Source organism: Pandoraea iniqua (genome assembly GCF_902459685.1).
Taxonomy (GTDB): Bacteria; Pseudomonadota; Gammaproteobacteria; order Burkholderiales; family Burkholderiaceae; genus Pandoraea; species Pandoraea iniqua.
The window spans coordinates 30534-56509 of sequence record NZ_CABPSF010000006.1 but is presented as its reverse complement, the minus strand read 5'-3'; the positions used below and the strand labels follow the sequence as shown (position 1 = coordinate 56509).

Annotated in this window: 30 protein-coding genes and 1 tRNA gene; 13 read left to right on the top strand and 18 right to left on the bottom strand. The window is 62.9% G+C overall.

Translation table 11 applies throughout. From position 1 onward, the window contains the following. Nucleotides 1–127: 127 nt before the first annotated feature. The 3 genes from PIN31009_RS19665 to PIN31009_RS19655 form a co-directional block, all read right to left on the bottom strand. Nucleotides 128–952, bottom strand: coding sequence for a hypothetical protein (locus PIN31009_RS19665; RefSeq protein ID WP_150685794.1), 825 nt, complete (start codon nt 950–952; stop codon nt 128–130). Nucleotides 953–1058: 106 nt separating this feature from the next. Then, nucleotides 1059–1640: a helix-turn-helix domain-containing protein gene (locus PIN31009_RS19660; protein WP_150685793.1), complete on the bottom strand. Its 582-nt coding sequence runs from the start codon at nt 1638–1640 to the stop codon at nt 1059–1061. A gap of 362 nt (nt 1641–2002) precedes the next feature. Next, nucleotides 2003–2542 (bottom strand): hypothetical protein, encoded by a 540-nt coding sequence (locus tag PIN31009_RS19655; protein ID WP_150685792.1) that lies wholly within the window; start codon nt 2540–2542, stop codon nt 2003–2005. Here PIN31009_RS19655 and PIN31009_RS19650 point away from each other — a divergent pair. The 3 genes from PIN31009_RS19650 (at nt 2541) to PIN31009_RS19640 (ending at nt 4042) form a co-directional block, all read left to right on the top strand. Next, entirely contained in the window at nt 2541–2825 is a 285-nt protein-coding gene (locus PIN31009_RS19650) for a type II toxin-antitoxin system RelE/ParE family toxin (protein WP_150685791.1), read from the top strand. The two genes, PIN31009_RS19655 and PIN31009_RS19650, sit on opposite strands and share 2 nt — an antisense overlap. Nucleotides 2826–2828: 3 nt before the next feature. Continuing rightward, entirely contained in the window at nt 2829–3143 is a 315-nt protein-coding gene (locus tag PIN31009_RS19645; protein WP_150685790.1) for an addiction module antidote protein, read from the top strand. Between the two features lie 146 nt (nt 3144–3289). Beyond that, nucleotides 3290–4042, top strand: a complete 753-nt coding sequence (locus PIN31009_RS19640) for a hypothetical protein (RefSeq protein WP_150685789.1) — start codon at nt 3290–3292, stop codon at nt 4040–4042. Nucleotides 4043–4161: 119 nt separating this feature from the next. On the opposite strand, the gene PIN31009_RS19635 is transcribed toward PIN31009_RS19640, so the two are convergent. From PIN31009_RS19635 to PIN31009_RS19625, 3 genes are all read right to left on the bottom strand, one after another. Then, entirely contained in the window at nt 4162–4434 is a 273-nt protein-coding gene (locus PIN31009_RS19635) for a hypothetical protein (protein ID WP_150685788.1), read from the bottom strand. Between the two features lie 411 nt (nt 4435–4845). Then, nucleotides 4846–5322 carry a site-specific integrase gene (locus PIN31009_RS19630; RefSeq protein WP_246185765.1) on the bottom strand — a complete coding sequence of 159 codons (477 nt, stop codon included), beginning with the start codon at nt 5320–5322 and terminating at the stop codon, nt 4846–4848. 202 nt (nt 5323–5524) lie between these two features. Next, a tRNA-Leu gene (locus PIN31009_RS19625) sits at nt 5525–5609 on the bottom strand. Between the two features lie 92 nt (nt 5610–5701). Between PIN31009_RS19625 and PIN31009_RS19620 the strand changes: the two genes are divergently transcribed. The 6 genes from PIN31009_RS19620 to PIN31009_RS19595 all read left to right on the top strand — a co-directional run bounded on the left by PIN31009_RS19620 (nt 5702) and on the right by PIN31009_RS19595 (nt 10973). Then, nucleotides 5702–5905 (top strand): hypothetical protein, encoded by a 204-nt coding sequence (locus PIN31009_RS19620; protein WP_087722548.1) that lies wholly within the window; start codon nt 5702–5704, stop codon nt 5903–5905. Nucleotides 5906–6040: 135 nt separating this feature from the next. Next, nucleotides 6041–6718 carry a chromate transporter gene (locus PIN31009_RS19615; protein ID WP_150791358.1) on the top strand — a complete coding sequence of 226 codons (678 nt, stop codon included), beginning with the start codon at nt 6041–6043 and terminating at the stop codon, nt 6716–6718. Between the two features lie 12 nt (nt 6719–6730). Continuing rightward, complete coding sequence (locus PIN31009_RS19610) at nt 6731–7255, top strand: chromate transporter (RefSeq protein WP_150791357.1); 525 nt, start codon at nt 6731–6733, stop codon at nt 7253–7255. Nucleotides 7256–7377: 122 nt separating this feature from the next. After that, nucleotides 7378–8730 (top strand): ergothioneine biosynthesis protein EgtB, encoded by a 1353-nt coding sequence (gene egtB / locus PIN31009_RS19605; RefSeq protein ID WP_150791356.1) that lies wholly within the window; start codon nt 7378–7380, stop codon nt 8728–8730. Next, nucleotides 8730–9710, top strand: a complete 981-nt coding sequence (gene egtD, locus PIN31009_RS19600; protein ID WP_150791355.1) for an L-histidine N(alpha)-methyltransferase — start codon at nt 8730–8732, stop codon at nt 9708–9710. The genes egtB and egtD overlap by 1 nt, the downstream gene beginning before the upstream one ends. A 420-nt stretch (nt 9711–10130) precedes the next feature. Further along, the gene (locus tag PIN31009_RS19595) at nt 10131–10973 is read left to right on the top strand and encodes a DUF4088 family protein (protein ID WP_150685783.1); all 843 of its coding nucleotides are present in this window, start codon (nt 10131–10133) and stop codon (nt 10971–10973) included. Between the two features lie 42 nt (nt 10974–11015). Here PIN31009_RS19595 and PIN31009_RS19590 read toward each other — a convergent pair whose 3' ends face one another. The 3 genes from PIN31009_RS19590 to PIN31009_RS19580 form a co-directional block, all read right to left on the bottom strand. Continuing rightward, nucleotides 11016–11909, bottom strand: a complete 894-nt coding sequence (locus PIN31009_RS19590) for a DMT family transporter (RefSeq protein WP_150791354.1) — start codon at nt 11907–11909, stop codon at nt 11016–11018. 96 nt (nt 11910–12005) lie between these two features. Next, nucleotides 12006–12986: a hypothetical protein gene (locus PIN31009_RS19585; RefSeq protein WP_150791353.1), complete on the bottom strand. Its 981-nt coding sequence runs from the start codon at nt 12984–12986 to the stop codon at nt 12006–12008. Continuing rightward, nucleotides 12983–13270 carry a hypothetical protein gene (locus PIN31009_RS19580; RefSeq protein WP_150791352.1) on the bottom strand — a complete coding sequence of 96 codons (288 nt, stop codon included), beginning with the start codon at nt 13268–13270 and terminating at the stop codon, nt 12983–12985. The genes PIN31009_RS19585 and PIN31009_RS19580 overlap by 4 nt, the downstream gene beginning before the upstream one ends. Nucleotides 13271–13721: 451 nt before the next feature. Here PIN31009_RS19580 and PIN31009_RS19575 point away from each other — a divergent pair, with 451 nt between their 5' ends. After that, a complete protein-coding gene (locus PIN31009_RS19575; RefSeq protein WP_150791351.1) occupies nt 13722–14198 on the top strand; it encodes a nitrate reductase associated protein in 477 nt (158 codons plus the stop codon). A gap of 54 nt (nt 14199–14252) precedes the next feature. On the opposite strand, the gene garD is transcribed toward PIN31009_RS19575, so the two are convergent. Continuing rightward, nucleotides 14253–15785, bottom strand: a complete 1533-nt coding sequence (gene garD, locus PIN31009_RS19570; RefSeq protein WP_217426819.1) for a galactarate dehydratase — start codon at nt 15783–15785, stop codon at nt 14253–14255. Between the two features lie 468 nt (nt 15786–16253). Here garD and kdgD point away from each other — a divergent pair, with 468 nt between their 5' ends. After that, nucleotides 16254–17165 carry a 5-dehydro-4-deoxyglucarate dehydratase gene (gene kdgD / locus PIN31009_RS19565; protein ID WP_150685778.1) on the top strand — a complete coding sequence of 304 codons (912 nt, stop codon included), beginning with the start codon at nt 16254–16256 and terminating at the stop codon, nt 17163–17165. Nucleotides 17166–17175: 10 nt separating this feature from the next. Continuing rightward, nucleotides 17176–18747: an aldehyde dehydrogenase (NADP(+)) gene (locus PIN31009_RS19560; RefSeq protein WP_150791350.1), complete on the top strand. Its 1572-nt coding sequence runs from the start codon at nt 17176–17178 to the stop codon at nt 18745–18747. Nucleotides 18748–18833: 86 nt separating this feature from the next. Here PIN31009_RS19560 and PIN31009_RS19555 read toward each other — a convergent pair whose 3' ends face one another. The 8 genes from PIN31009_RS19555 to PIN31009_RS19520 are packed head-to-tail and all read right to left on the bottom strand — an operon-like array spanning nt 18834 to nt 24854. Continuing rightward, complete coding sequence (locus PIN31009_RS19555; protein ID WP_150791349.1) at nt 18834–19469, bottom strand: antibiotic biosynthesis monooxygenase; 636 nt, start codon at nt 19467–19469, stop codon at nt 18834–18836. Between the two features lie 28 nt (nt 19470–19497). Continuing rightward, the gene (locus PIN31009_RS19550; RefSeq protein WP_039367056.1) at nt 19498–19806 is read right to left on the bottom strand and encodes a UBP-type zinc finger domain-containing protein; all 309 of its coding nucleotides are present in this window, start codon (nt 19804–19806) and stop codon (nt 19498–19500) included. Between the two features lie 12 nt (nt 19807–19818). Continuing rightward, nucleotides 19819–21099 carry an NAD(P)/FAD-dependent oxidoreductase gene (locus PIN31009_RS19545; RefSeq protein ID WP_150791348.1) on the bottom strand — a complete coding sequence of 427 codons (1281 nt, stop codon included), beginning with the start codon at nt 21097–21099 and terminating at the stop codon, nt 19819–19821. A gap of 22 nt (nt 21100–21121) precedes the next feature. Continuing rightward, complete coding sequence (locus PIN31009_RS19540; protein WP_150685773.1) at nt 21122–21439, bottom strand: GNAT family N-acetyltransferase; 318 nt, start codon at nt 21437–21439, stop codon at nt 21122–21124. Nucleotides 21440–21499: 60 nt separating this feature from the next. Further along, nucleotides 21500–21913 carry a DoxX family protein gene (locus PIN31009_RS19535; RefSeq protein ID WP_150791465.1) on the bottom strand — a complete coding sequence of 138 codons (414 nt, stop codon included), beginning with the start codon at nt 21911–21913 and terminating at the stop codon, nt 21500–21502. Between the two features lie 2 nt (nt 21914–21915). Then, a complete protein-coding gene (locus tag PIN31009_RS19530; protein ID WP_150791347.1) occupies nt 21916–23826 on the bottom strand; it encodes an amidohydrolase in 1911 nt (636 codons plus the stop codon). A 48-nt stretch (nt 23827–23874) separates the two neighbouring features. Then, complete coding sequence (locus tag PIN31009_RS19525) at nt 23875–24177, bottom strand: DUF1427 family protein (protein ID WP_150791346.1); 303 nt, start codon at nt 24175–24177, stop codon at nt 23875–23877. Between the two features lie 14 nt (nt 24178–24191). Beyond that, entirely contained in the window at nt 24192–24854 is a 663-nt protein-coding gene (locus PIN31009_RS19520; RefSeq protein WP_150791345.1) for an isochorismatase family protein, read from the bottom strand. 219 nt (nt 24855–25073) lie between these two features. On the opposite strand from PIN31009_RS19520, the gene PIN31009_RS19515 reads away from it, so the two are divergent. Then, the gene (locus tag PIN31009_RS19515) at nt 25074–25976 is read left to right on the top strand and encodes a LysR family transcriptional regulator (protein ID WP_058375916.1); all 903 of its coding nucleotides are present in this window, start codon (nt 25074–25076) and stop codon (nt 25974–25976) included.

The window sequence follows — 25976 nt, the reverse complement described above, 5'->3', positions numbered from 1 at the left end:
TATCCATCAGGGCGCTTTTTGCCGACACTGCACACTCACTGATGCAGCTTTACAGGCCGCTGCATTGCGAAATTTATCGACTACTCGCATCGCGACTCACCCCGAGAGCGAGCGCCATCACCTGCGCTCAGCCGCGAGTGCCGTCGCACTGCCGTGTCCATCGATCATACGCAGCCATCAGGCTATTGATATCGTCTTTCGTTCGCGAATCGTCGAAGGGACGGAGCGAGATCAGGGCGTTACCATCGTCACGAAGTGCGATTTGCTCGATCCAGTCGGGAAGTGGCTGGCGAGACCCCAAATAGATGCGAGCAACTAACCCCTCAAAATAAAACCTGACATAGCTCACAACCTCTCCGGTTGCCTGCCCATCGAGACCGAACAAGGGCTCCTCTTCGAGAAGCGGCACGCGGTTGTGAGGAGGCCCTAAAGTCGAAAGCTGGTGGAGTACGACGGGAAAATTCGCCACACTCCCCGGGTCGCACGACAAAACACGCTTGCGCAAATCTTCGAGCTCAGCCGTGGTTAGCTGCACATACGTCATCGCGTCTAGCTCGGACGCACCGGCACGCCAAAGCAGACTCAGAAAAAACAAGCGAAGAGTAGAAGTATCGGACAAACGCAGCATGCGGAATGGTGCGCCGGCCTCCAACTCCAAGACCGAGCAAAGCACCGCTCGCCCACCCCAACCGCTCCACACAAGATGATGCGCTCTTAGTTCTTCAATTCCGCGAGAATCAATATCGCTCAAGATATCCTCGCCCTTCTGCGTGACAAGTTTCAAGTCATACCAACTGTCGGGCACCCGCTGCCCTCGCCCGCCAATCGCAAATTGAATGTGCTTTTCCCCGGCAAGAGAAAGTCGCGTGAGCGCACGAGGGATAAGGTGTGACTTTACCAATTGTCCATGCTCCCCAGTAAGCGAACACTCTCCAACGAATTTTCTTTTCATATCTTCGCACCTGACGACAAGCGGATTGGGTCAGGCGATTGTACGGTGTGTATGCCACTCAATTGCGCGATGACGGTTCTTCACGCATCAGCGGATCGAGAAATTCTTAGAAGGCCGTGCTCGCCACCATGCCGCCCACTACCGCCTCCAATCCAATAACCCTATAGCGCTTGCTCCTGTATTCGATCTGCATGTCGTCAGTCTCGCCTTGCGCCCGAATCAACTCATGAGCAACCAGCAGCGAACTGGCTTCGGGTATGTCCTGCCGCCTCATGCCAGTCAGCTCCATGATTTTGTCATAGCCAATTGCGGCGATGTTGATCCTCCGATTGCGATACGCTAGCAGGAGAACATATAACTTCATTGCGTTCAGACATGCTCGCCTAGAGGTCGGCAACGTCGTCAGGCGACGCAGCACACCGCTCGCTGTCCCTCCGATCAAGTGCTTCTGCGGCAATTGACACCAATCCCCCATGACTGCCGTCTGCGGAAGGTCGTAGTACCGGCGCCTGCCCACCCTCTCCGACGTGATCGCATTCATCCCTTCCAGCAGTTCTAAGGCCCCCGAAATGGTCGCCCGCGAAAATCCCGTCAGGTCTTCAAACTCACTATAGGTAACCGCGACCCTTGTGGTGCGGACTGCCGCACTGCCCATATGTGATTGATTCAACTTGATAGCGATTGCCATCAATAGGACGAACGCGGCCGTCCCTTGAACTCTGTGCTTGCCCCACTCTATCGACTTAAGCGGGCAAGGCTTCGTAAGAACCCATCGGCTAGGGAATTTTGCCCACATGATATTAGGCCCTATTGATCGCAGCCAAGACTACGCGCAGCGCGAACCCGATAAGTAGGAATGCCGAAATCGCAATAACAGCTATCAATGCTGTTGGATTGGCCTGAAGTTGAACAATCGACTCAAAGAGGAATTTCGGAACGTCTTGCATTTGCTACTCCGCGGTTGTTAAGTGAATCGCATTTTAATGAGACCTCACCGCAGTTCTAGAAAGAGTTCCCTCATTTTACCTACAGCAAAAACATATTTTTTGTTTAAAAACAATTATTTGCATGACTATCAACCGGTTTTTTACACTTTGTAACTAGTTCATTATCGCCCACAAAGCCTACGGAAAGGTGGCGCTTGTTGTGGGTGGCGCGTGCTGTGCAAAAATACAGCGCCGCAATCATGCCGCCCCTTCTTTCCGACACCTCCGCCCCGGTTGCCGACCGCCGCATGCTGGACGCAGCTCTCAATATCGTGCCAGCGACCGACTGGTTCGACTGGTGCAAATGGATGGCGGGGCCACTGTGCCCACGCTGGGTGACGAGGGTCGGCCGACCAACGTCCGCGTTTTCACGTTCTTTGGAGGAATGCCGAGCGAGCAAGGCGCTTTTTTCTGGACGAGTATCACCAGCGGGCGATACCACGGTCGCACGGGGTACGCATTTGCGTACGCCGATGCCGAAGCGCCGCACACCCGGGTGGTCGAATGGCTTCGCAAACGTCTCCCCGTATCCAGCCACTGGTAAATCTTTGCAAAGCAACCTTCCATCGCAAAACTGTAACTCATGGATTACATTTTGATTCATGACGAAAATGCTTCAACACCCCGAGTTCAGCAAGTGGTTTTCCGGTCTGCGTGACAGTAAGGGCATCGCCACCATCGCTCAACGGCTCGACCGTCTCGCGCTTGGCAACCCACCGGTCGGAGTAGGTGTGTCGGAATTGAGGGTCGATATCGGCCCGGGCTATCGCGTGTACTTTGTACAACGCGGTGCCGTGCTCGTGGTCCTGCTCTGCGGTGGAGACAAGTCGACACAGGCAAAAGACATAAAACACGCAAAGAAGCTGGCTGACGAGTTGGAGGACTGAGAAATGAAACTGAGTGAATTTAAAGAGTTTGACGCCGCTGAGGCGCTCAAGGACGACGAGACGATCCGACACTATTTGTCGCTCGCCTTCGAAGGGGGAAACCCGCGCGAGATTCAGCGGGCACTCGGCACAGTTGCCCGTGCGCGGGGAATGAGTGCACTTGCACGAGAATCCGGGATCGCTCGTGAAGCGCTTTATCGGGCGCTGTCTGAAACAGGTAACCCGGAATTTGCCACCATAGTGAAAATCGTAAGTGCTCTTGGCCTGCACCTCACACTTACGGCAAATTCTGAGCCGACGGAAGCCGCAACGGCCTGACGCTCGGAAGCGCCCGCACCACTGACACGCACAGCGTGCGATGTGTGGTAAACGGGCGCACACGGTCTACCCAAAGAGACCTACTGGCTCCGCGTGACGGTCCCATCTGTAGAAATCACGCGTTGCGCCCAACCGGAGAAATAAAATTGGACGGAATTGGCGATATTGTTGGTTTCCTGAATCAGGCCATGCATACGCCCGGCGCGTTGAATGCACTGGGTTCAGCCGCCACTGGCGGTTTTAGCGCAGCACTGAACAAATTCAGAGATCAGAAGTCGCGTGAAACACAACGCATCCTTGCCGAGGAGATTCGCGTGGGCAAGATTTCGCCGGAACGAGCAGGGAAAGGCGATATGGTTTTCAATGCGATATTCATATTCGAACGAGCCGCCCTCGAAGGCTCTGCCCGGATAAACCTTCGCCTTCTTGCCTCCGCACTTAACGGTCAGTTGCAACAGTCCCCCACCAAAGCCGACGAGGAATTTCTCGCCATTGCGAAGCAAATCGCGGATTTGCGAGAATCTGAAATCCATTTGTTGGCCTCGATAGTTCGACACGGCCTCTTTCACCGGCCAGAGGGGGTGTTCTCTGAATTGGATCTCCTCAATGGCGCTGGGACCGCAGATATCGGCATGACGCCCTTCGGGATGGCTTCGACGCTCGTTCGGGTGGATTACGGAGCAACGGAGGATGAGTTCGAAGCTGCCATGACCGCCCTCCAGCGAACTGGCTTCGTATCATTCCGTGTTGTCGGCGGAGGCTTAGACTCACCTGGCGAGGGCGTTCAAGCTGGCACGCCTCGGTTGCGGCAACTCGTCAAACTGGCGGACATCGACGCAGCGATTGCACGGGAAGCGGCGAGCACCGAAGTCACGACGGCCACGCCGACACAGTCTTAGCGTGCCGCGGCGCACAATCCACCAGCGCCCCTAACAAGTCTCGTTGCACCCACTCCTGCCAAATGTCGTAATCGTCCGCAGGAGGCACACCGGGTATCGTGCAGGGTGCCGCTAGACTGCTATCGAGCAACGGCTTGCTTGGCGGCGGCAACGGCTTCGGAGAGACTGCGCACCCGGCCATCAACAGGGAAAGGCTTGTCTTTCGCGTAGTTTTTCAGGTCCTTTGAGAGTTGGGTGAGCTGGCCCGTAATGGCTGTGCTCCCAGTGTTGTATGCATCAGCCATAGTTCTTACCCGGCCTGCCAACTCGGCGAAATCCACCAGAGCGGACTCCACAGAGTCCGCCCGATCTTCGGCTCGTGCCTGCTTCGCCGCCGCAACTTCGGCCGACATTCGCCAGCCGTTCACCACCCCACCCGCCAGCGAACCCGGCGAGCAGCATCAGGGCCGTGCACACGAGCACGACACCGCCCTTCGTCATACCGTCCATTCACATCCCCTAGCGCCTCAGCGCCCAGCCCTCTCGGGCAACAAAAAACCGCCCGAAGGCGGCACACAGAATGCAGGTCTAGACCGATTGGCGAGGCGGTGGCACAACAAGATTTACGCTCTTAGCTTTGTTCTTGCCGTGCCCCACCGTCACCTTGCCCTTGTTACTCGGGTTGAGGTCGATTTTCGTTTCCCAATTTCTCCCCTCGTATGTGTGCTTCACGGTCTCGACCAGATACTCGCCGTCGACATCCTTCTTGAATCCCGTGAGTGCGACCGTCTTCTCCGCCCCAATGTCTGCCCGACCGGTAACGGTCAAACTACTCTTGGCCGGGTGCGCGGCTGCGGCTCCGTTGGACGACGCATCCCGGTTATTGGACTCTCACGCATCCAGCGCCATTCATCCCTAGCCATTGTGAATACGTTCGAATAGAGATTGATATCGCGCAGCACGGTTGCGTTGCAAACAGGCGGACGTCCTGCTGCCAACTCGCCCGCGAGCCTAGCATCGCGCCACCGGCCCATATCGTCAGGGGTCACGTCAGCGATGTTCTTGGCGGCCAGCTCGTGGAAGTCGCGAACGAACGCCGCAAATCTGATCGCCTTCCAACGGGCCGACCGTTTTGTCGGGGAGACCCGCTTTTCGTACTCGCGGAACGCATCCGCAAGCGTGTGCTTTGTGCAGGGCGTGATCTTGCCGACGTTGATGTCGTGTTCGGTGCGGGTGGTCCATGCGACGGCATCGACCTTACTAGCGAATCTCTTCGAAACGCTAACCCCTTTGAGGCGCACTTGCGCCTGCCCCCCCATCCCGCTTGATGTATATCGCTATTTTTTCCCGGTGCAAATTCCGGTGCAAATCCGGTGCACTGAGTAGCAAAAAACAGCTATTTCTGGCTACGTTCCAGCACCGCGTCGGGAAGGGAAGATAGCACGCAAACCCTTGAAATAATAGGGTTTGCTGCGTTTAGCTTGATTAGGCTTAGAGCCATAGTGGTACCGGGGACCGGACTTGAACCGGCAAGCCCGAAGGCGGCGGATTTTAAGTCCGCTATGTTTACCAATTTCATCACCCCGGCAGGGTCGCGCATTCTAACATCCCCACCGCGTTACGTCAGTTGAGTATCATGACGGCATGCGCGCGGCGCGCGCTCCACCGGAGATCGATCCCATGCTGGAGAATCTCGACCGCATCGCCCTGTCGCTCGACGCCATCGAATCCGCTGCCCGCGATGTCGCCATGCAATCTCCCCAGAATGCACAGGCGCTCTACACCGCGTTGATGGAAATTCGTAACGCCATCGCACTCGTCGCCCAAGAAGTCGTCCGGCTGGAGCACGAGATTCATGGCCCATCCGGTAGCGGGCCCACTTGATGCGCTGAGACCGCCAGCCAACGCAGCGAGCCAACAAGACGCGCAGCATCGCACGCGTTACCGTTCTCGAGTGAAACCGCACGTCGCCTTTGTGCGCGTTCCCAGACGCCCTCTCCTTCCTATCGCTTCGTCGTCATGCCTGCCGATTCAGATAATTCCGATCGTCACGACGTAACTTCCCTGCCCTCCACGCCATCAGGTGCGGGCACACAACCCACCGCCGATCCTCAGGTCACGGCGCCGCGGCCCTCGTGCTGGCAGCTTGCTGTCGCGTTCGGCAGCGTCGGAGCAACCGGCTTCGGCGGTGTGCTGCCGTGGGCGCGCCGCATGGTCGTCGATCAGAAGCAGTGGCTCACCGATCGCGAATTCGCCGAACTCCTGCCGCTCGCCCAACTGCTGCCCGGCCCGAACGTCGCCAATATCGCCACCGTGCTCGGCCGGCGCTTTCAAGGGCCGCGCGGTGCCGCCTCCGCCGTCGCCGGGCTCTACTTCTGCCCGACCATCGTCATCATCCTCATCGGCTTCGCCTACGCACAGTGGGGACAGACGCAAGTTGTCCAGCATCTGCTCTCGGGACTGATGCCCGCCGCCACGGGGCTGGTCATCGCCACTGCCCTACGCCTGCTCGCGGGGCTGGAACGCCACTGGAGCACGCTGACCTTCGCCGCCGCCACCTTCATCGGCAGCTTCGTCTTCGGTCTGCCCCTGCTGGTCGTGCTCGGCGTGCTGGGCCCTTGTGCCATTCTCATGGCCTACCACCTGCGACGACAGCGCGACGCCAATGGCATGCGCCCGCCGCCGGATGCTGCCTGAGCGCGCCACACCATGCACACGCTCATCGATCTTTTTCTGCACGGTTCGCTCTGGTCGCTGCTCGCGGTCGGCGGCACCAACGTCACTCTCGCGGACATCCATCGCTACGCCGTCGAAACCCGCCACTGGATCACCGACGCGCAATTCGTCACCTTCTTCTCGCTGGCACAGGCGGCTCCCGGCCCGAACGGCATGGCCGTCACGCTGATCGGCCTGCAAGCCGCCGGGCTGCCCGGTGCCCTTACCGCCACGCTCGCCAAATGCGCGCCGAGTTCGTTACTCGCGTATCTGGTCGGCGGCTGGGTCGACCGGCACGAGCGCTCGCCTTGGGTGCGGGCCGTGCGCGCGGGGCTTGCCCCGATCACGGTTGGCCTGCTCGCCGCCAGCAGCGCCATTCTGGCCCGTGAAATCGACATCAATCTCGCCCGCGCGCTGGTGACGGTTGTCGCCATCGTCATCACCCTGCGTACCCGCTGGAACCCGCTCTGGCTCATCGCCGGCGGCAGCCTGCTCGGTCTCACCGGGTGGTTGATGTAGGCCATCGATGTAGGTGCACCGGGCATTGACCCGGGCGCAGGACATGTCCTCCCCGAGTGTCATACGGAGCGACGTCAACAGGTCTACAATAGAGCGCACGTTTCACAACACGGTGTGTCCCCATGACCGTCCCTTGTTGTACGTCGCAAGCCGAGGCGCCCTCCGGCACCTCCCCCTCCGCCACTGTCTCGCGCACCGCGCGCGATGGGCCTGATGGCGCATTGGGTGCATCTGGCGCATATGGTGCGTCTGGCCGCGCGCTCGCCGACCGGTTCGATGCCGTGCGCGCCGCCTCGGTCGCGTTCGCCACCGGCCTGTCGGACGCCGATGCCACCGTGCAGTCGATGCCCGATGCGAGCCCGATCAAGTGGCATCTCGCGCACACGACGTGGTTCTTCGAGACCTTTCTGCTCGGTGAACACGGCGCGCTCTCGGGCAAGCGCTATCACCCCTACGATCCGCGTTTCGCGTTTCTCTTCAACTCGTATTACGAAGCCGCTGGTCCGCGTCATCCGCGTCCGCAACGGGGGCTGCTCACGCGCCCCACGCTCGATGAGATCGTGCGCTATCGGCAACATGTCGACAGCGCCATGCACGAGATGCTGCTGCATGCCGATCTGCCGCGCGAAGTCTCCGACCTGATCACGCTCGGCCTGCATCACGAAGAGCAACATCAGGAACTGATGCACACCGACTTGCTGCATCTGTTCTCGCAGAATCCGCTGCGGCCCGCGCATCGTGAAATCATTCGCGATGCCGGTCGTGAAACGCATCGCGACCTCCCGTTGCAATGGATCGAACACGCGGGCGGACGGCATACCATCGGCAACAACGGCGAGTCGTTTGCGTTCGATTGCGAAACCCCAGCGCACGACTACCTGTTACGCCCCTTTGCCATCGCCTCGCGCGTGGTGACCAACGGCGAATGGCGCGACTTCATCGAAGACGGCGGCTATCGCATCGCGGGCCTCTGGCTCTCTGACGGCTGGGCCACCGTTCAGCGCGACGGCTGGGGGCATCCGCTCTACTGGGAATTGCGCAACGGCGAATGGCACGCGATGACACTCGCCGGCATGCAACCGGTCGACGACAACGCGCCCGTGCAACACGTGAGTTATTTCGAGGCCGACGCGTTTGCGCGCTGGGCCGGCAAGCGGTTGCCAACAGAACACGAGTGGGAGGTCGCGGCACACGTAGCCCAAGTAGCACAGGCCGCGCACGAGAACTCCCCGATGCAGCAGCTCTATGGCCCGGTCTGGCAATGGACCGCGAGCCCGTATGTCGCTTATCCCGGATTCCGGACGGCAGCGGGGGCCGTCGGCGAATACAACGGCAAGTTCATGTGCGGACAATTCGTGCTGCGTGGCGGCTCGCTGGCAACCCCGGCGGGACACTCGCGTGCGACGTACCGCAACTTCTTCTACCCGCATCAGCGCTGGCAGTTCTGCGGCCTGAGGCTCGCGGAGGACCGCTGATGTCGCATGCCACCCAAGCCACGGCATTCGTTTGCCCGTCACTGCCCGAGAACGCGTTTGCCACCGACGTGCTCACCGGTCTCGGCCATACCCCCAAGTCGCTGCCCAGCGTCTGGCTCTACGACCGGCGCGGCAGCGAGCTCTTCGAGGAAATCACCGGCCTCGACGAGTACTACCAGACCCGCACCGAAACCGCCCTGCTCGGCGAATGCGCCGCCGCGATTGCCGATGTGATCGGCCCGGACGCCGTCGTCGTCGAATTCGGCAGCGGCTCCAGCCGTAAGACCCCGTTGCTGCTCGACGCCCTCGTCACGCCACGGGCCTACGTGCCGGTCGATATTGCCGACGATTTTCTCGACGACGCCGTCGCCGCCTTGGCGCGCCGTTGTCCGGGCATTCCGATGCTGCCGGTACGTGCCGACTTCACGCGGCCCTTCCGGCTTCCTCCGCAATTGCACGACACCCAAGGCCCGCGTCTGGGCTTCTTCCCCGGCTCGACCATCGGCAACTTCGCGCCGGGTCAGGCGGCCGCATTTCTGGCTCATGTGGGCAAAATGCTCGGACCGCGCCGACGCATGGTCGTCGGGGTGGATGCCTGCAAAGACCCGGCGGTGCTCCTACCCGCCTACGACGATGCACGCGGCGTGACGGCGCAGTTCGACCTGAACCTGCTCGTGCGCATCAACCGCGAACTCGACGGCAACCTGCCGCTCGACGCTTTCCGGCATGAAGCGCGTTTCAATGCGGCCGCGAGCCGCATCGAGATGCATCTGGTCGCCCAGCGCCCGTGCCACGCCGACGTGCTCGGCCAGCGCTTCACGTTTGCGGCCGGCGAGTCCATCCACACTGAGAATTCCTACAAATACGGTCCCACGGAATTCCGCACACTCGCCACCTCGGCAGGCTGGGATGTCGAGCGCGTGTGGCACGACGCGCGCTCGCGCTTCGCCGTCTATCTACTGGGCCCGGCCACCGGCTGAACGCCCCAACGCAGTGCATGTAACGCACAAACGCAGCAGCCCTAAAGTTCTGCTGCGTTTGTGCCGTTTACCTGAGGGGATCCACAACAATCGCTCTGCAAACTGTGGATTCGACAGCGGTTTAATGAATCGCGGTGACTTGCTGGCGACGAATACGCTAGAATCGCCGCCATATGGGGCCACGCACGCCGCGAGACTGCGACGCGTATCGATGGCCATCTTCATAGCGCACGGCAACGACCCGGGCGCACCGATTACACGTATCGCTGCAATGACTTCACGCGCAACGGGGATGCACGTGGCACGGGCTCCGGCGACGCCGCATCCGGCCCGCTGCACTCAGGCAGACGCTCGCCGGGCCATGACAGGCTCGCGTGACGACTGGTATCGCGCCGTCGCAGTGGCCGGGAGCCTGTCACGATGAGCCGTATCTCTCTCACCCTGTCCGACACCGCACTCGCGGATCTGCAAAAGGACTTCGACGCGTTCGTGCGCATTTCTGCCGCCGTCGACCGTCACTTCACGCCGCCCCTGTTCGACGATTTCCTGCGCGCACGCCTGCTCGACAGCACCGTGCCGCTGACCGAAGCCGCCGTCGCGCAACTGCTCGCAGGCGGTCACTACGCGTGGGCCAAGCGCACGTTCGATAAGCAGTTTCCGGATGTCGTTTCGATCATCCTGAATCAGGCCCGCCAGCACGGTTTCTACTTCGTCTCGCGCCCGGAATGGACGCGCGAGGACATGTCGCGTCAGGCCAGCCGCTGGGCCGAAGGCATCGTGCGTGAAGCGAAGGGAGAAGAGCGCATCGTGGAGTCGCTGGCCGGACAGATCGTCACGTCGGCCCAAGATTTGCGCACACTGGAGGCCACCTTGCAGACCCCTGCGTGGCGCGCAGCGTCGGTGTTGCGCGAGCGCGTGTTCGAGGCTAAACGCGGTGTGGAAACGGCGCGCCCGTTGCAGGCGCGCGAGAAGCTGGGTGAATTGCAGGCCCTGCTCGATCTCGCCGTGATCTACGGTTCGGTCGGTCGTCAGGAGGCCGATCAAATTCTCGAGTACCTGCGCGTGCTGCGCCCCGAGATCTTCAACGACGATCCGAGTGTGTTCGAACGGCTTGCGGCATGGCTGCGCCGCCTGCTCACGCCGTCGGCGCCGCGCCCGGCAGTGAGCGAAACGCAGCCCACCGCCGCGTCTGCGCTGGCGAGTCTGTCTGACGACGCCCCGTCGCAGAACACCGAAAGCTTGCGGTCGCCGCTGACGCGTTGATTCACCAACGCACGACGCCCAAACACTCAAACGCTAAAACACTCAGCGATTGAAGATCATCGCGACACCCGCACTCGCAATCAGCGCCCCCACCCACGCCCCGGCTGCCGGACGCTGACGCGTTCGGATCCAGAGCAACGGCAGCACCATCACCGGCGTGGTCGCCGAGAGCGTGGCGATCACCCCGGTATTGCCGTGGCCCATGCCGTAGAGCAGCAGCGTCATGCCGACCGCCACGCCAACGAAGCCCGACAACGCCGTCAGGGCCAGTGTACCGGGCGTGAACGCCGAGAAGATGCTGCGCCCGCGCCGTGCGGCCAGTATCGTGAGCCCAAGCGCCGATACCCCCACACGCACCGCCGACGCCCCCACGGGGTCGACGCCCGCCGCCATCACCGGCTTGGCGATCAAGGTGCCGATCGAGTGACAGAGCGCCGCCGTCAGGCCGATCAACACGCCCACGCGCACATCACCGCGCACCGATTCCCAGTGGTGCGCATCTTCGCGCCGGCCGCCGAACGCAATGGCCAGCGCCACGCCTGCCGTCACCAGCGCGACGCCGACGATCGCTCGCCAGCCCAAGGCTTCGCCTAGCCAGAAGTAACCGAGCATGGCGGTCATCGGCGCATTGGTCGCGAAGATGATGGAGTTGCGGCGCGGACCGAGACGGCCGAGCGACGTGTAGAGAATGGTGTCGCCCACCAGAATGCCGATGAGCCCCGATGCGCACAGCCGCAGCCACTGTTCAGCCGTGAGCGACGGCCAGCCGCGCAACACCGCCAGCGCGAAGAGCAACATCGCGAAGACGAGCAGCATGCGGGCGTAGTTGAACGGGAAGGAACCGGCCTGACGAACAGGCGTGATGGCGATCATGCCGCTGCAAGCCCAGCAAAGGGCGGCACCGAGCGCGGCGAGGTAGGCGAGTTGGGTTGTCATGGTCAGGGGGCGGACGGCGCGAAGTCGCAACCGCCCCCGCCGTTGGGACGCCATTATACGAGGCGTGCGCCCCATCCGGGTGCATCTTATGCAGGCTCAAAGATCCTCGTCGAGCCGGTACAACGCGTCGAACATCGCGCGATACGCCGCCGCTACGCCGAACGCCCCGCGCAACATGCGCAGGCGCGCCGCCGCATCGGGCGGCCCGGCCTCCTGCACCCAGAGCGACAACAACGGCGTACCCCCGCAGACGCTGGCATCGTGGCGCGCATGTGCACACACCGCCGCGAAGCCGTCGGCCGCCGAAGGATAGCGCTGCGATAACGCATCGAACTGCGCTTCGATCTCGCTTACGGCACGCGCCGCCGCGGGGGCCTGACACAACGCGCAGCAGCCGACATAGCCCGGCATGTCACCCGCCGCTTCGATGATGAAATCGACCAGCGCATGTGTCGCATCGAACGCCCCGCTATCGAGAAACGTGCGTGCCGCCGCACCGCACCGCAACAACCCGGCAGCGAGCATGGTCGCCTGCCCGCGCTGCTCCCGGTATTGCCGCAACAGAATCGGTCGCAACACGGGGTCGGTACAGCGCTCGACGGCAATGCGGTTGTGCACGTCGGCGCCTGCCGCCCGGTGATACAACTGGGCGAGAAACGCCAGCACCTGAATTTCGCTCGACTCCCCGGCGAGAAAGCGCGCCCAGAACGGCGACGCGAAAATGCCGCGCATCCACACATCGCAGATCTTCCCGAAGGCCGCCACGATATCGGGATCGGTGGCGGGCAACACACTGGCGAGTTCTTCGTCGACGAGCGTCGCGAGCCATGTGCCCGGGGCGGGTGCCGACGCCAGCAGCACGCCATGTTGCAAGCGCTCCAGCCATGCGGGCACTTCGGGTGAAGTGCCGCGCAACGTGCACGACACCTCGCGCGACGCCACGGTGACCACATCGCCCGCACACGACCACTCCGCATGCGGCGACACGATGAGCCAGACCGCCGGACTCTGCTTCCCGGCGTCCGGCACGGGGCGAGAACTATCGGGTGAATTAGGCACGACAGGCACGGCACTCATCGGACAATCGCGCCGAGCAACGGCACGTCGGCGCACGCCACGGCACGAACGACATCGATGCGCAGGTCGGCGAGCCCGCTGTCGGGCGACATGACCGGCGTCTGGCGCGCGCCGACCGAGACACTTCGATGCGCCGCGCGGGCCTTGGGCGTGGCGGGTGTGGTAGGTGAGGGAGGCGTGGAAAGCGTGGTGGATGGCGTGGCGCTGTATGCCTGCGATGCCGGGCGCGAGGCTGGCACGACGGGCACAAATGGGAAGGGTAGCGGCGAGGCGTTGGTCGGCATGTCGGTTCCTGTCGAATCCTGCGAGCAAACGCTTACCTTAGGAAAACCGGAGGGTTTCGTGATTGGGGCACCGCTCTAGGAATTTTCACAGCGCCGATTCTGTCGTCATCCGCTGATTCCCCCGTCGTCACCGAATCGGACGGCAGGCTTGCGGCGATCGGCATCTACAGGGCGGCTGACGGCACACCGGCGACACCGAGTGCTGCGGCCATCCTGCGATCATGGCGGTCATGCCGACCATGCCGACCATGTGTTAACCACGAACGTCACGCGCAGGCGTCGCGCGGAGCGTCTCGCGATCTCGTTTTGGCTATGTACTTTCGGAATTCACCCAAGAACCCTCACCGCAACTTCGCAGACATCACCCTATCGTGCGTGCTGTCGCATCGGCTCGCATGGCGCGAGTACAATCGTCTGGCCACGATATGTCGCCTCACGAGGAGTTACGCTCATGCATCTCTATCAGCGTCTGCCGATCTTTGTCTTCGAGATCGAAGCCTGCGAAGACCTGAAGTTCATCACGATGGCGATCCGTTTCAATCTGGATCACAGCGGTCAGCATCTGTCACTGGCCGACTGGCAACGGCTGCCCTATGAGGCGCGCGAGACGCTGGCCTCCTGCGTGCCCGGCGATGAAGATTTTGCGGCGCGTCTGGATGAGATTGCAGAACAGCATCTGGGCCAGCCGGTCGAACGCAGTACCGACGCGGCGCCCACCGCATGGCAAGACACCAATGCCCTGCCCCCGGGCTTGCTCAAACAGTGCGAACTGGCCGATCTGCTGCCGCCCGACGTCGGCGACTGGGGCACCCTCACCGCCTTCCGCCGCTATGTGCTGACCAAACTCTCGCGACGCGACACGCTCAACCATTGCTTCGTGCCCGCCATGCTCGAGTTCGGTCTCGCGCAGACGCAAGCCGACCTTTGATGAACGGTGACGCCGGGCCGCCCCGCACGCCACATCAAGTCACATCAAGTCACATCAAGTCACCGGTGCAGGGTTGAACAGGACGAGCGCGTTGTGCAATCCCCAGCGCTCCGCCCACGTCTTCTCGCCGCTGGCCACCGCCAGCATCAGGTGGAACAACTGCCAGCCCACGTCTTCGATGGTGGCGTCGCCGGTGGCAATGCGGCCCGCGTCCACATCCATCAGATCGTGCCAACGGCGCGCCAGATCGCTGCGAGTCGCGACTTTGATCACCGGGACTTCCGCGAGACCGTACGGCGTGCCACGCCCGGTGGTGAACACATGCAGGTTGATGCCGGCCGCCAGTTGCAGCGTGCCGCAGATGAAATCGCTGGCAGGCGTCGCGGCATAGATGAGCCCGCGCTGACGGGAACGGTCGAGTTTGTCGCCCGGTGACACCACGCCGTGAATCGGCCCGCTGCCCGACTTCACGATCGACCCCATCGCCTTTTCGACAATGTTCGACAACCCGCCCCGCTTGTTGCCGGGCGTCGTATTCGCGCTGCGATCCACGCGGCCGCGCTCAAGATACGCGTCGTACCACGCCATCTCTTTGATCATGGCCGCCGCCACTTCGGGCGTTGCCGCGCGCGAGGTCAGTTGATCGATGCCGTCGCGCACTTCGGTCACTTCCGAGAACATCACCGTGGCGCCCGTGCGCACCAGCAGGTCCGTGGCGAACCCCACCGCAGGATTCGCCGTCACGCCCGAGAACGCATCGCTGCCGCCGCACTGCACGCCAACGATCAGCTCCGACGCGGGCACCGTTTCGCGTTGACGCGCATTCAGACGCTGCAAGTGCACGTCCGCCGTAGCAAGAATCGAATCGATCATCGACAGAAAGCCGACGTGGGCCTCGTCTTGCAGGCAGACCGTGTCGGGTTTGCCGTCGGCATCCGCGCTGCCGATGGGAATGCTGCCCGCCGGGAGCAGCCGCTCGGGCTGGAGCTTCTCGCAGCCCAGACTCACGACCATCACCTCGCCGCCGAAGTTCGGATTCGTCGCGATGTTGCGCAGTGTGCGGATGGGCACGATGGCGTCCGGCGCGTCGATGGCGACGCCACAGCCGTAGGTGTGCTCCAGACCGACGACATCGTCGACATTCGGATATTTCGGCAGCAGCGTTTCCTTGATGCGCTTCACTGCGAACTCGACCACCCCGGCCACACATTGCACGGTCGTGGTGATCGCCAGAATATTGCGCGTGCCCACCGAGCCGTCGGCGTTGCGATAGCCCTGAAACGTGAAGCCCTCCAGCGGCGGCAATGCCGCAGGCACGCGCGTGGCGATCGGCAGCCGGTCGAGCGACGGCGCCTCGGGCATGTGCAGGTTGCGCTCGTTGACCCAACTGCCCGCCGGTAACGGGCGCGCTGCGTAGCCGATGACCACGCCGTAGCGAATCACCGGCGCATCTTGCGCGAGATCGGCCAGCGCGACCTTGTGTCCCTGCGGCACCGCATCGATGAGTACGAGCCCGTCGGCAAAACGACTGCCCACGGGCAAGCCGCCGTCGTTCACGACGATGGCGACGTTATCTTCCGGCTGCATCCGGATATAGCGCGGTGCGGCCGTCGATTTGTTGGAAATATCCGACAGCCCCGACGTTGCCGAAGCTGACGGAGCCACCGATGCCACCGATGCCACCGTCGATCCCGGCGCGCCGGGTGCAGCGTCCTGTTGCGTATCGCCTGCGTGGCGCGTGTCCTGTGTTGAAGACATCTTGCGTACCTCTCCTCCTGCTGACTGGGTCCCATCCGGCGTCGTTGATGTTGGCTCAACCCACCGTCACTTATGCGTCATCATACATCTAGACGCTTGATGCGCGTACGCTTTCGCGGTGGCGTCTATATCGTGACAACCCCTTTCCGGGTTTATCCCAACTGCCATTCCGGCCACCGCCCTCTTGATCGTCCGAATGACATGTTATACGATGACATATAACTAAGCGCCGGACGCTAGTTGAGCGATCCCTTTTATTACCGAATCCGGCCCCGCGGGCCGACAGGAACTGCCGAAATGACCGCACCCCAAGAACTCAAACAGATCGTCTCCGACGGCTTGTTGTCTTTCCCCGTGACCGACTTCGACGCGAATGGCGACTTCAACGCGCGCGCTTACGCGGATCGGCTGGAATGGCTGGCGCCGTTCGGTGCGACGGCCTTGTTCGCGGCCGGCGGCACGGGCGAATTCTTCTCGCTCACACCGCAGGACTACAGCGCCGTGATCAAGACCGCCGTCGACACCTGCGCCGGCAAGGTGCCGATTCTGGCGGGCGCCGGCGGCCCCACCCGCATGGCGATTCAGTACGCACAGGAAGCCGAACGTCTCGGCGCGAAGGGCGTGCTGCTCATGCCCCATTACCTGACGGAAGCCAGCCTCGACGGCATCGCCGCGCACGTGGAACAGGTCTGCCAGTCGGTGAACATCGGCGTGATCGTCTACAACCGCGCCAACTCGAAGCTCAGCGCCGACGAGCTCGAACGTCTGGCCGACAAGTGCCCGAACCTGATCGGCTTCAAGGACGGCGTGGGCGATATCGAACGCATGGTGCAGATTCGCCGCCGTCTGGGCGACCGCTTCTCGTATCTGGGCGGCCTGCCCACCGCCGAAGTCTACGCCGCAGCGTACCGCGCACTGGGCGTGCCGGTGTACTCGTCGGCCGTGTTCAACTTCATTCCGAAGACGGCCATGGCGTTCTACCGCGCCGTGTGTGAAGACGATCAGGCCACGATGGGCCGCCTGCTCGACACGTTCTTCCTGCCGTATCTCGAAATTCGCAATCGCCGCGCGGGTTATGCCGTGAGCATCGTGAAAGCCGGTGCGAAACTCGTCGGCCACGACGCCGGCCCGGTGCGCGCACCGTTGACCGACTTGCTGCCGCAGGAACTCGACGCGCTCGACGCGCTGATCAAGAAGGTCGAAGGCTAAGGAGCCCCGCATGCAGATCACCGGTGAGATGTTGATTGGCCGCGCCGACGTGCGCGGCAGCGCGGGCTCGCTGGACGCGTTCGATCCTGCGCGTGGCGAGCGGATTGCGCCCGCGTTCGGCGCGGGCACCCCACAAGACGTCGACCGTGCCTGCGAACTCGCACGCGCCGCGTTCGATCCGTTCCGTGCACTGCCGCTGGCCAAGCGCGCCGAATTTCTCGAAGCCGTCGCGCAGGCGATTCTCGATCTGGGCGACACGCTCATCGAGCGCGCGCATGCCGAAAGCGGCCTGCCCGTGGCGCGCTTGCAAGGCGAGCGTGGCCGCACGGTCGGTCAATTGCGGATGTTTGCGCAGGTGGTGCGCGACGGGCATTTTCTCGACGCCACCATCGACCCGGCACAACCTGCGCGCCAGCCGTTGCCGCGTAGCGATTTGCGCCTGACGAAGATCGGCCTCGGTCCGGTCGCCGTGTTCGGTGCGAGTAATTTCCCGCTGGCGTTCTCGGTGGCGGGTGGCGATACGGCGTCGGCGTTTGCCGCCGGTTGTCCGGTCGTCGTGAAGGCGCACTCGGCGCATTTGGGCACGTCGGAACTCGTGGCCCGCGCCGTGCGCTCGGCCGTGCAGAAGCTGGGCCTGCCGGAAGGCGTCTTCTCGCTGCTCGTCGGCGAGCGTGCCGTGGGCGAGGCACTGGTCGCGCACCCGGCGATTGCTGCTGTCGGCTTCACGGGCTCGCGCACGGGAGGTCTTGCCCTGCAACGCATCGCGCAAGCGCGGGCGGTGCCGATTCCCGTGTACGCGGAAATGAGCAGCATCAATCCAGTGTACGTATTGCCCGAAGCACTCGCGGCGCGCGGTGACGCGATCGCCAAGGGCTTCGCCGACTCGCTCACGATGGGCGTCGGTCAGTTCTGTACGAACCCGGGGCTGGTGCTGGGTATCGCGGGCGATGCGCTGGAGCGGTTCTGCCAAACCGCCGGTGAAGCACTCACCGCCAAGGCGGCAGGCACGATGCTCACGGCGGGGATTCATCAGGCTTACGACAAGGGCGTCGCGCGTCTGGCCGACGAGGGCAACGTGTCGCTGGTGGCACGCGGTCAGGCAGGTACGGGATGTCAGGGGCAAGCCGCGCTCTTCCGCACGACGGCGGCGGCATTTCTCGCCACTCCGGCGCTGCACGACGAGGTGTTCGGCCCAGCATCGGTCGTCATTGCTTGTGAAAGTGTCGACGAGATGATTGCGATCACCGAGCGTCTCGAGGGTCAACTCACGGCAACGTTGCAACTCGATGCCGGCGACGTGGAGACGGCACGCCGTCTGCTGCCGAGTCTGGAGCGCCGCGCCGGACGCATTCTCGCGAACGGTTTTCCGACCGGCGTCGAAGTGTGTCACGCGATGGTGCACGGCGGGCCGTTCCCGGCCACGTCGAACGCCATGTTCACGTCCGTCGGTGCCACGGCGATCGATCGCTTCCTGCGCCCGGTCTGCTATCAAGACCTGCCCGATGCGTTGCTGCCGGACGCCCTTCGCCAAGACAATCCGCTCGGCCTGTGGCGTCTGGTCGACGGGGCGCTAACCCAATGAAACAGGCTTGACGCGAAATCTAACGCGTTGAAACTCGTGGCGCAGCGACCCGGTTTGACGAGTCGCTGCGCCACACTCCTTTCACTTCACTCGTACAACCATCGCGCAGCCGCCCGAGTCACGCGCGGCATGATGACATAGGTCATCAGACCCACGATGACGGCTGCCACCAGCAGCTTCGCCAAAAAGACATTCTCGAGCCACGGCAGCCGCAGCGAGAGCCAGTGCACGGGAAGTGGCACCACCAGCGTCAGTGGAAAAATCACCGACAGCGTCAGCAGAAACTGCTTGTAACGCTTGGCGGGTTTTTGCCCCGGCGCCGGGTGGAACCAGAACTCAAGCCCCGTCACGGTCTGGCGCTGCTCGTCGCGCGACAGGAATGGCGTGACTTCACTCAGCAACGTTTGCCGTGCATCCGACTGAAACCAGTCTTCGGCGTGCGGCAGCGAATCGAAGCGCAGCGTCACGGTGTAGACCGTCGAGCCCGCCACGGGACGAAGGACATGAACGCCGCGATGCCCGGGAAAACGTTCCGCGATGGGGACGATGCGTTTGAGCCACTGCTCGTACGCCTCGACCGATTCCGCACGCACGTGATGCTCGATGACCGCCGTCACGCTATCGGGGCGTGGTAAACGGCGCGCCGACAAATCATCCAGCGAAGCGCTTCGCAGCGTGGGATCGCGCTGATCGACGGAGGGCGTGGATTCTTCAAGTTGCATAAAAACCTCTTCGGGTCATTTAAACGTTTCAGACGTAGCGCGGAATCGGCCCGTTCTGCGGTGTCGTGTCGTCGCCTAAATCCAGCATGACGCGATCGACATAACACCAGCCCCAGCCTTCCGGCGGGTCATATCCTTCGATGATGGGATGGCCCGTTTCGTGAAAGTGCGCGTTGGCGTGACGGTTCGGCGAATCATCGCAACAGCCGACGTGGCCGCAGGTGCGGCACAGTCGCAAATGCACCCAGCGGCTGCCGGATTTCAGACACTCTTCACAACCGAGTGCGCTGGGCGTGACGTGTTGAATGCTGTCGGTATGCGTGCAACGTTTGGACATGGCGATCTCTCCTCAGAGGGTTGCGAGATGCTGGTGGATAAACGCAACAGCCATCGCGCCTTCGCCCACCGCGGACGCGACGCGCTTCATGGAACCATGCCGCACATCCCCCACGGCAAAGGAACCGGGCACACTGGTTTCGAGTGGAAAAGGTGCACGCGCCAAGGGCCAGCGCGCCGTTGCCAGCATCGCGGGCGTGAGGTCGGGGCCCGTGACGAGATAACCGGACGCATCGCGCGCGATGGCCGTGTCGCGGGCCCAATCGGTATTCGGCAGCCCGCCGATGCAAACGAACAGATGATGCGTCGTCAGCACTTGCTCGGTGCCGCGCTCCCGCTCGCGAACCGTGATCGCTTCCAGAAAATTGCCGCCATGCAGCGCACTCACTTCGCTGCCGACAACGACTCGAATGTTGGGCGTGTTCTGTATCTTCTGAATCAGATAGTCGGACAGCGTATCCGCCAAGCGCGCGCCCCGCACCAGAATGACGACTTCGCGGGCATACGCGGCCAAATGAATCGACGCCTGCCCTGCCGAATTGCCGCCGCCCACGACATACACCGTTTCACCGGCGCACATGGGCGCTTCGCTGGCGCCAGCGCCGTAGAAGAGACCGAGCCCCTGCAATCGCGCTTCGTCCGGGAAGCCAAGCCGGCGCCACTCGATGCCGGTCGCGCAGATGTTGGTGCTCGCGCAAAGCTGTGTGCCGTCAGCCAGATCGACGTGAATGCCACCGTCGCCAAAGACGGCATAGATACCTTCGCGCAGCCGGAGAATCTCCGCGCCGAAACGCACCGCTTGCTGGCGTGCGCGCTCGGCCAGTTCGCCGCCGCTGATACCCTGCGGAAAGCCCAGATAGTTCTCGATCAGCGACGAGTTGCCCGCCTGCCCGCCAATCGCATCGCGCTCGACGAGCACGGTGCTCAAGCCTTCGGACGCGGCATACACCGCCGCGCTCAGCCCGGCCGGGCCGGCACCGTAGATCGACACGTCGTACGTCTTTCGCCGGGGCTTTTCCACCCATCCGAGCCGCTTGGCAACGTCGGCAACGCTCGGGTTGAATAACCGGGTGCCGTCGGGGAATTCGCACACCGGCAGGCCCGGATCGTCCAGCCCACGGATACCGGGAATGCGGCGCGCGGCATCCTCGTCCAGTTCGACCCAATCGTAGGTGACGACGCTTCGGCTCAGGAAGTCGCGAATCTCGAACGCGCGCGCGGAGTAGGCCAGCCCGAGCAGTCGAACCCGGGGATGTTGGACGTCAATCGAATCGGTGGCAGCAGGCGATGTCATGACAGCTCCATGTCGTCTGACTTCAGAGACCCAGCAAAACGCGGCCTTCTTCGGCCAGCAAATCGTGCGTCTCAGGATGGGCGCGCATGTAGGCCGCAAACACGGGGCACTGCGGAATCACTCGAAGCCCGCGCTCACGCGCAGAGGCGAGCCCCGCGAGCACCAGCTTCGTTGCGATGCCCTGCCCGCGCAATGCGTCGGGCACCAGCGTATGGATGAACGTGATGACGTTGCCTTCGATCGAATAAATCGCAACGGCGTGCTCGCCTTCAGCCAGATATTCGAAGCGGTGCTTCGCCGGGTTGTCGTGTACCTGAATCGGCGCGGATGACGTGGTCATGGGGCGTTCCAAAAGAGTGAGGAAACAAGATCGAAAAAACGAAGCACTTACCGTTGTCGTTCAGGCATCCGCACGTGACTTCCAGTCGTGCCATGCCACCAGCAGAAAACCGCCGACCAAACCCAGATGCTCGAAGAACGCGTTCTCAGCCATGAAGCGCCCGGGCTGCGGCATCTCCCAGAAGCGCAGGGCCACGAACGTGGCGAACAGCGTGAACGCCGCCAACGCCACGGCACCGAGCCAGCGGTAGATGCCCGAGAGAATGAGCGCGGAAGCGCCCAACTCAAGCACGATGACCGCAGCGGCCATCGGCGCCGCCGGCGACACGCCGAAGTGCTGCATCTCTGCGATGGCCCCATCGAAGTCCATCGCCTTGTCCAAGCCGCCCTGCAAGTAGGCGGCGCACAACAACAGCAGGGCAATCCACCGCAAGGCTGGCGCGGGTTGCCAACGCGCAACGGTTGACGGGCGCATCGTCACACCGCCCAGCAGGCGCATCCCAACGCGCCCCAGAAACCTTTCAGGTCAGACACCGGCAGCTTGCTGCTCCACGCCGTGGCGTGCTGGTGCGCGTGCACGTTGCAGTTGTTGGCGCAGGCGCACGCTGCTGCTGCGTTGTGCAGTGCTTTTTGCATCGGCGTGCCGTTTGCCGGCGCTTCCTTGTCGGCCCAACCGGCATAGCCGCCGAAGGTGCGTGCAGGCGACCAGTCGGGCATGGCCACCGGCGGCGTGCCTTCGTCGAGCGACGCGAACGGCCCGGCACCGTAGACGATCTTGCCGCCGACCATCGTGAGCAGCGCCGTCGTGTCGGCGATGTCCGATTCAGGGCAGCCGAAGAAGTCGCGGTCGGGCACGATCAGGTCGGCCAACTGGCCTGCCTCGATGCGGCCCTTCTTGCCGACTTCGTTGGAGAACCACGTGACCTTCTCGGTCCACATGCGCAGCGCAGTCTCGCGGTCCACACAGTTCGCCTGCGGGTAAAGCTGCATGCCGCCCACTGTCTTGCCCGTGACCAGCCACGACAGCGATACCCACGGGTTGTAGCTCGCCACACGCGTCGCGTCGGTGCCCGCGGACACATTCACGCCCTTCTCCAGCATCCGTTTGACGGGCGGCGTGGCCTCGGCCGCACCGGCACCATAGCGCTCGACGAAATACTCGCCCTGATAGGCCATCCGGTGCTGCACGGCAATGCCGCCGCCGAGGGCTGCGATGCGGTCGATCGATTTCTCGGAGATCGTCTCGCAGTGGTCGAAGAACCAGTTCAGCCCTTCGAGCGGCGTGTCTTGGTTGACCTTCTCGAACACGTCGAGCGCCCGTTCGATGGTTTCGTCGTAAGTCGCGTGCAGGCGCCACGGCCAGCGGTTCTGCGCGAGCACGCGCACCACCTCTTCGAGTTCGCCTTCCATCTCGGGCGCCATGTCCGGGCGCGGCTGACGGAAGTCTTCGAAGTCGGCCGCGGAAAACACCAGCATCTCGCCCGCGCCGTTGTGACGGAAGTAATCGTCGCCCTGCTTGTACGTGGACGTCGCGGTCCAGTTCAGGAAGTCTTCCTTCTCCTGCTTCGGCTTTTGCGTGAACAGGTTGTAAGCCAGCCGGATCGTGAGTTGGCCCGCGTCGGCCAACTGCTGGATCACCTGATAGTCCTCGGGGTAGTTCTGAAAACCGCCGCCCGCATCGATGGCGCCGGTCACGCCCAGCCGATTGAGCTCACGCATGAAGTGGCGCGTGGAGTTGACCTGATACTCCAGCGGCAGCTTCGGGCCCTTGGCCAGCGTGGCGTAAAGGATGGAGGCATTCGGCTTGGCCAGCAGCAGCCCCGTGGGGTTGCCTGCGCTGTCGCGCACGATTTCACCGCCCGGCGGCGCAGGGGTATCTCGCGTGTAGCCCACGGCGCGCAGCGCTGCACCGTTGAGCAGCGCACGGTCGTAAAGGTGCAGGATGAAGACGGGGGTATCCGGGGCCACCGCGTTGAGTTCGGCAATGGTCGGCAGGCGCTTCTCGACAAACTGATGTTCGGTGAAACCGCCCACCACGCGCACCCATTGCGGGGCGGGCGTGATCGCCACCTGACGCTTGAGCATACCCATGGCGTCGGCCAGACTGCGCACGCCGTCCCAGCGCAATTCCAGATTGAAGTTGAGCCCGCCGCGAATGATGTGCAGGTGATTGTCGATCAAGCCGGGCAGCACCGGCTTGCCTTGCAGATTGACCACCCGGGTGGCGCTGCCGGCCAGCGGCAGCACGTCTTCGGCGCGGCCAACGCGCACGAAACGGCCGTCCTTGATGGCCACGGCGCTCGCCGTCGGATTGGTGCGGTCCAGCGTGGTGAAGCGCCCGTTGTGCAGGATGAGGTCGGGGGCAGTCGAGGCGGTCGTGTCGTGCATGTCGGTTTCCTTTGTTTTACGAAGTGACGCGTCGCATTACCGGGAGGATCAGGTGCGGTCTTTCTGGGTGGAGGGCGTGGAGGGCATGGAGGGCGTGGCTGCGATGTCGGTCTTGTCGCAGCGCGGCAATTCGCCGAACACATGCGGCTTGACCTGCTGGCGCAACCACGAGGTCGTCACAGTCTCAGGCTTAATCCACCCTTTGACGAGCGGCGGGATCTGCTCGCCGAGCAAAATCCCGAGAAGCCCTACCAGAGCGATGACCGGCGGGGCCGGTGAGCGCACGTGGAACAGCGCGTAGATCACGCCAACGAGCATCCCGATGGCCAGTGACAAAAGGTAGGGCTTCATTGTGACGCTCCCGATCAGGCTTCGTGGGCGTTGAACATCGTCTTGGCGTAGTTGATGCCGATACCGTAAGCGCCGCCCCACTTCTTCGCGATGCCCGTGGTCATGTCGTACGTGTCGGTGCGCGCCCAGTCGCGTTGCAACTCAAGCAGATACTGCAAGGCCGTCATCGGGCGGGCACCCGCCTGAATCATGCGCTCGACGGCACGCTCATGCGCCTCGGTCGACACATCGCCGCTGGCGTCGGTGATCACGTACACCTCGAAGCCCTGATCGATCGCCGAGAGGGCCGGCCCGACGATGCACACGCCGGTCCACAGGCCCGCCAGCACGATGCGCGACTTGCCGATCTCGTTCACGCGGCGGATCACGCCCTCGTCTTCCCACGTATTCATCGAGGTGCGGTCCAGCATCGCCTGACCGGGGAACGGCGCAGTCACTTCGTCGAACATCGGGCCGCTGAAGCTCTTTTCCGCCACGGTGGTGAGGATCGTGGACACGCCGAAACCGGCAGCAGCGTTGGCGACCAGCGCCGCGTTGTTACGCAGCGTGACGGCGTCGATGGAGTGAGTAGCGAAGGCCATTTGCGACTGGAAGTCGATCATGATCAGCGTGTGGTCCTGCGGCGTGAGCAACAGCGCACCGGGCTTGGCAACGGCGACGGGTTGGGTGAGGGCCATGGTAAGTCTCCTAATGTCAGAAAAAGAAAAAATGAACGGGGAATTGCGTCTTGCTGTTCGATAAAATTCACTAAGTCAACATCAGCGGCTCATGTATGCTTTCGTCTGTGTTTCCCGCCGCGTTGGAAGAAGTTTCGTCGGAATCAAGGCCCGCAAGGTTGAAGGTTTTGTCGACTTATCATCGAAAATTTCGATGATGGAATTTTTGGAGATTCACCCGTGCTCAAACTGTCTCTGGAAGCCATCGAAATCGTCGATGCCATCGCGCGCTACGGCTCGTTTGCCGCAGCGGCCGAGCGGCTGCACAAGGTGCCGTCGACCATCTCTTACGCCGTCTCCAAGCTCGAAGATCAGCTCGGCATTGCGCTGTTCGTGCGCAACGGCCCGCGCGTCACGCTCACCGACGCGGGACAGGAAATGCTCAAGGAGGGCCGCTGGCTGCTCGCGGCTGCCGGCCAGCTCGAATCGCGCATGCGGCAGATCGCCACCGGCTACGAGGCGGAAATCCGGCTGGTACACGATTCGCTGATCCCCACGAGCGCCTTCAATCCCGATATCTGCGCCTTCGAAGATTTGAGATGCGGCACGCGTCTGCGCATTGGCACAGAGACGCTCACGGGCACGTGGGAGTTGTTGCGTGAAGGGCGGGCCGATCTGGTCGTGGCCGCCGGGGAAGGGCCGGCAAGCGGCGGCTACAAGGCGGTGGCGATCGGTACGCTGGATTTCGCGTTCTGCGTGAGCGCCACCCACCCGTTCACCAAGCTGGGGCGCCCGCTCACGCGGGACGATCTGCTGGAGAACACCGCTATCGTCGTGGGCGACGGGGCACGCTCGCTGGCCGATCGTTCAGTGGGGCTGTTGCTGGGCCAACGGCGGATTACCGTGCCCGGCATGCAGGCGAAGATTGCGGCGCAGTTGGCAGGACTGGGGCACGGTTTTCTGCCGCGCGCCTGCGTGTGCGCGGAACTGACGCGCGGCGCGCTGGTGGAATTGCAGGTCGAGGAGCCACGCCCGCCCGAAACCTTCTGGCTGGCATGGCGCACCGAACGCATGGGTGAAGCGCTGAAGTGGTGGAGTCAGCGGCTCAACCGGCCGCTGCTGCCGAACATCCTGTCGCTTTGA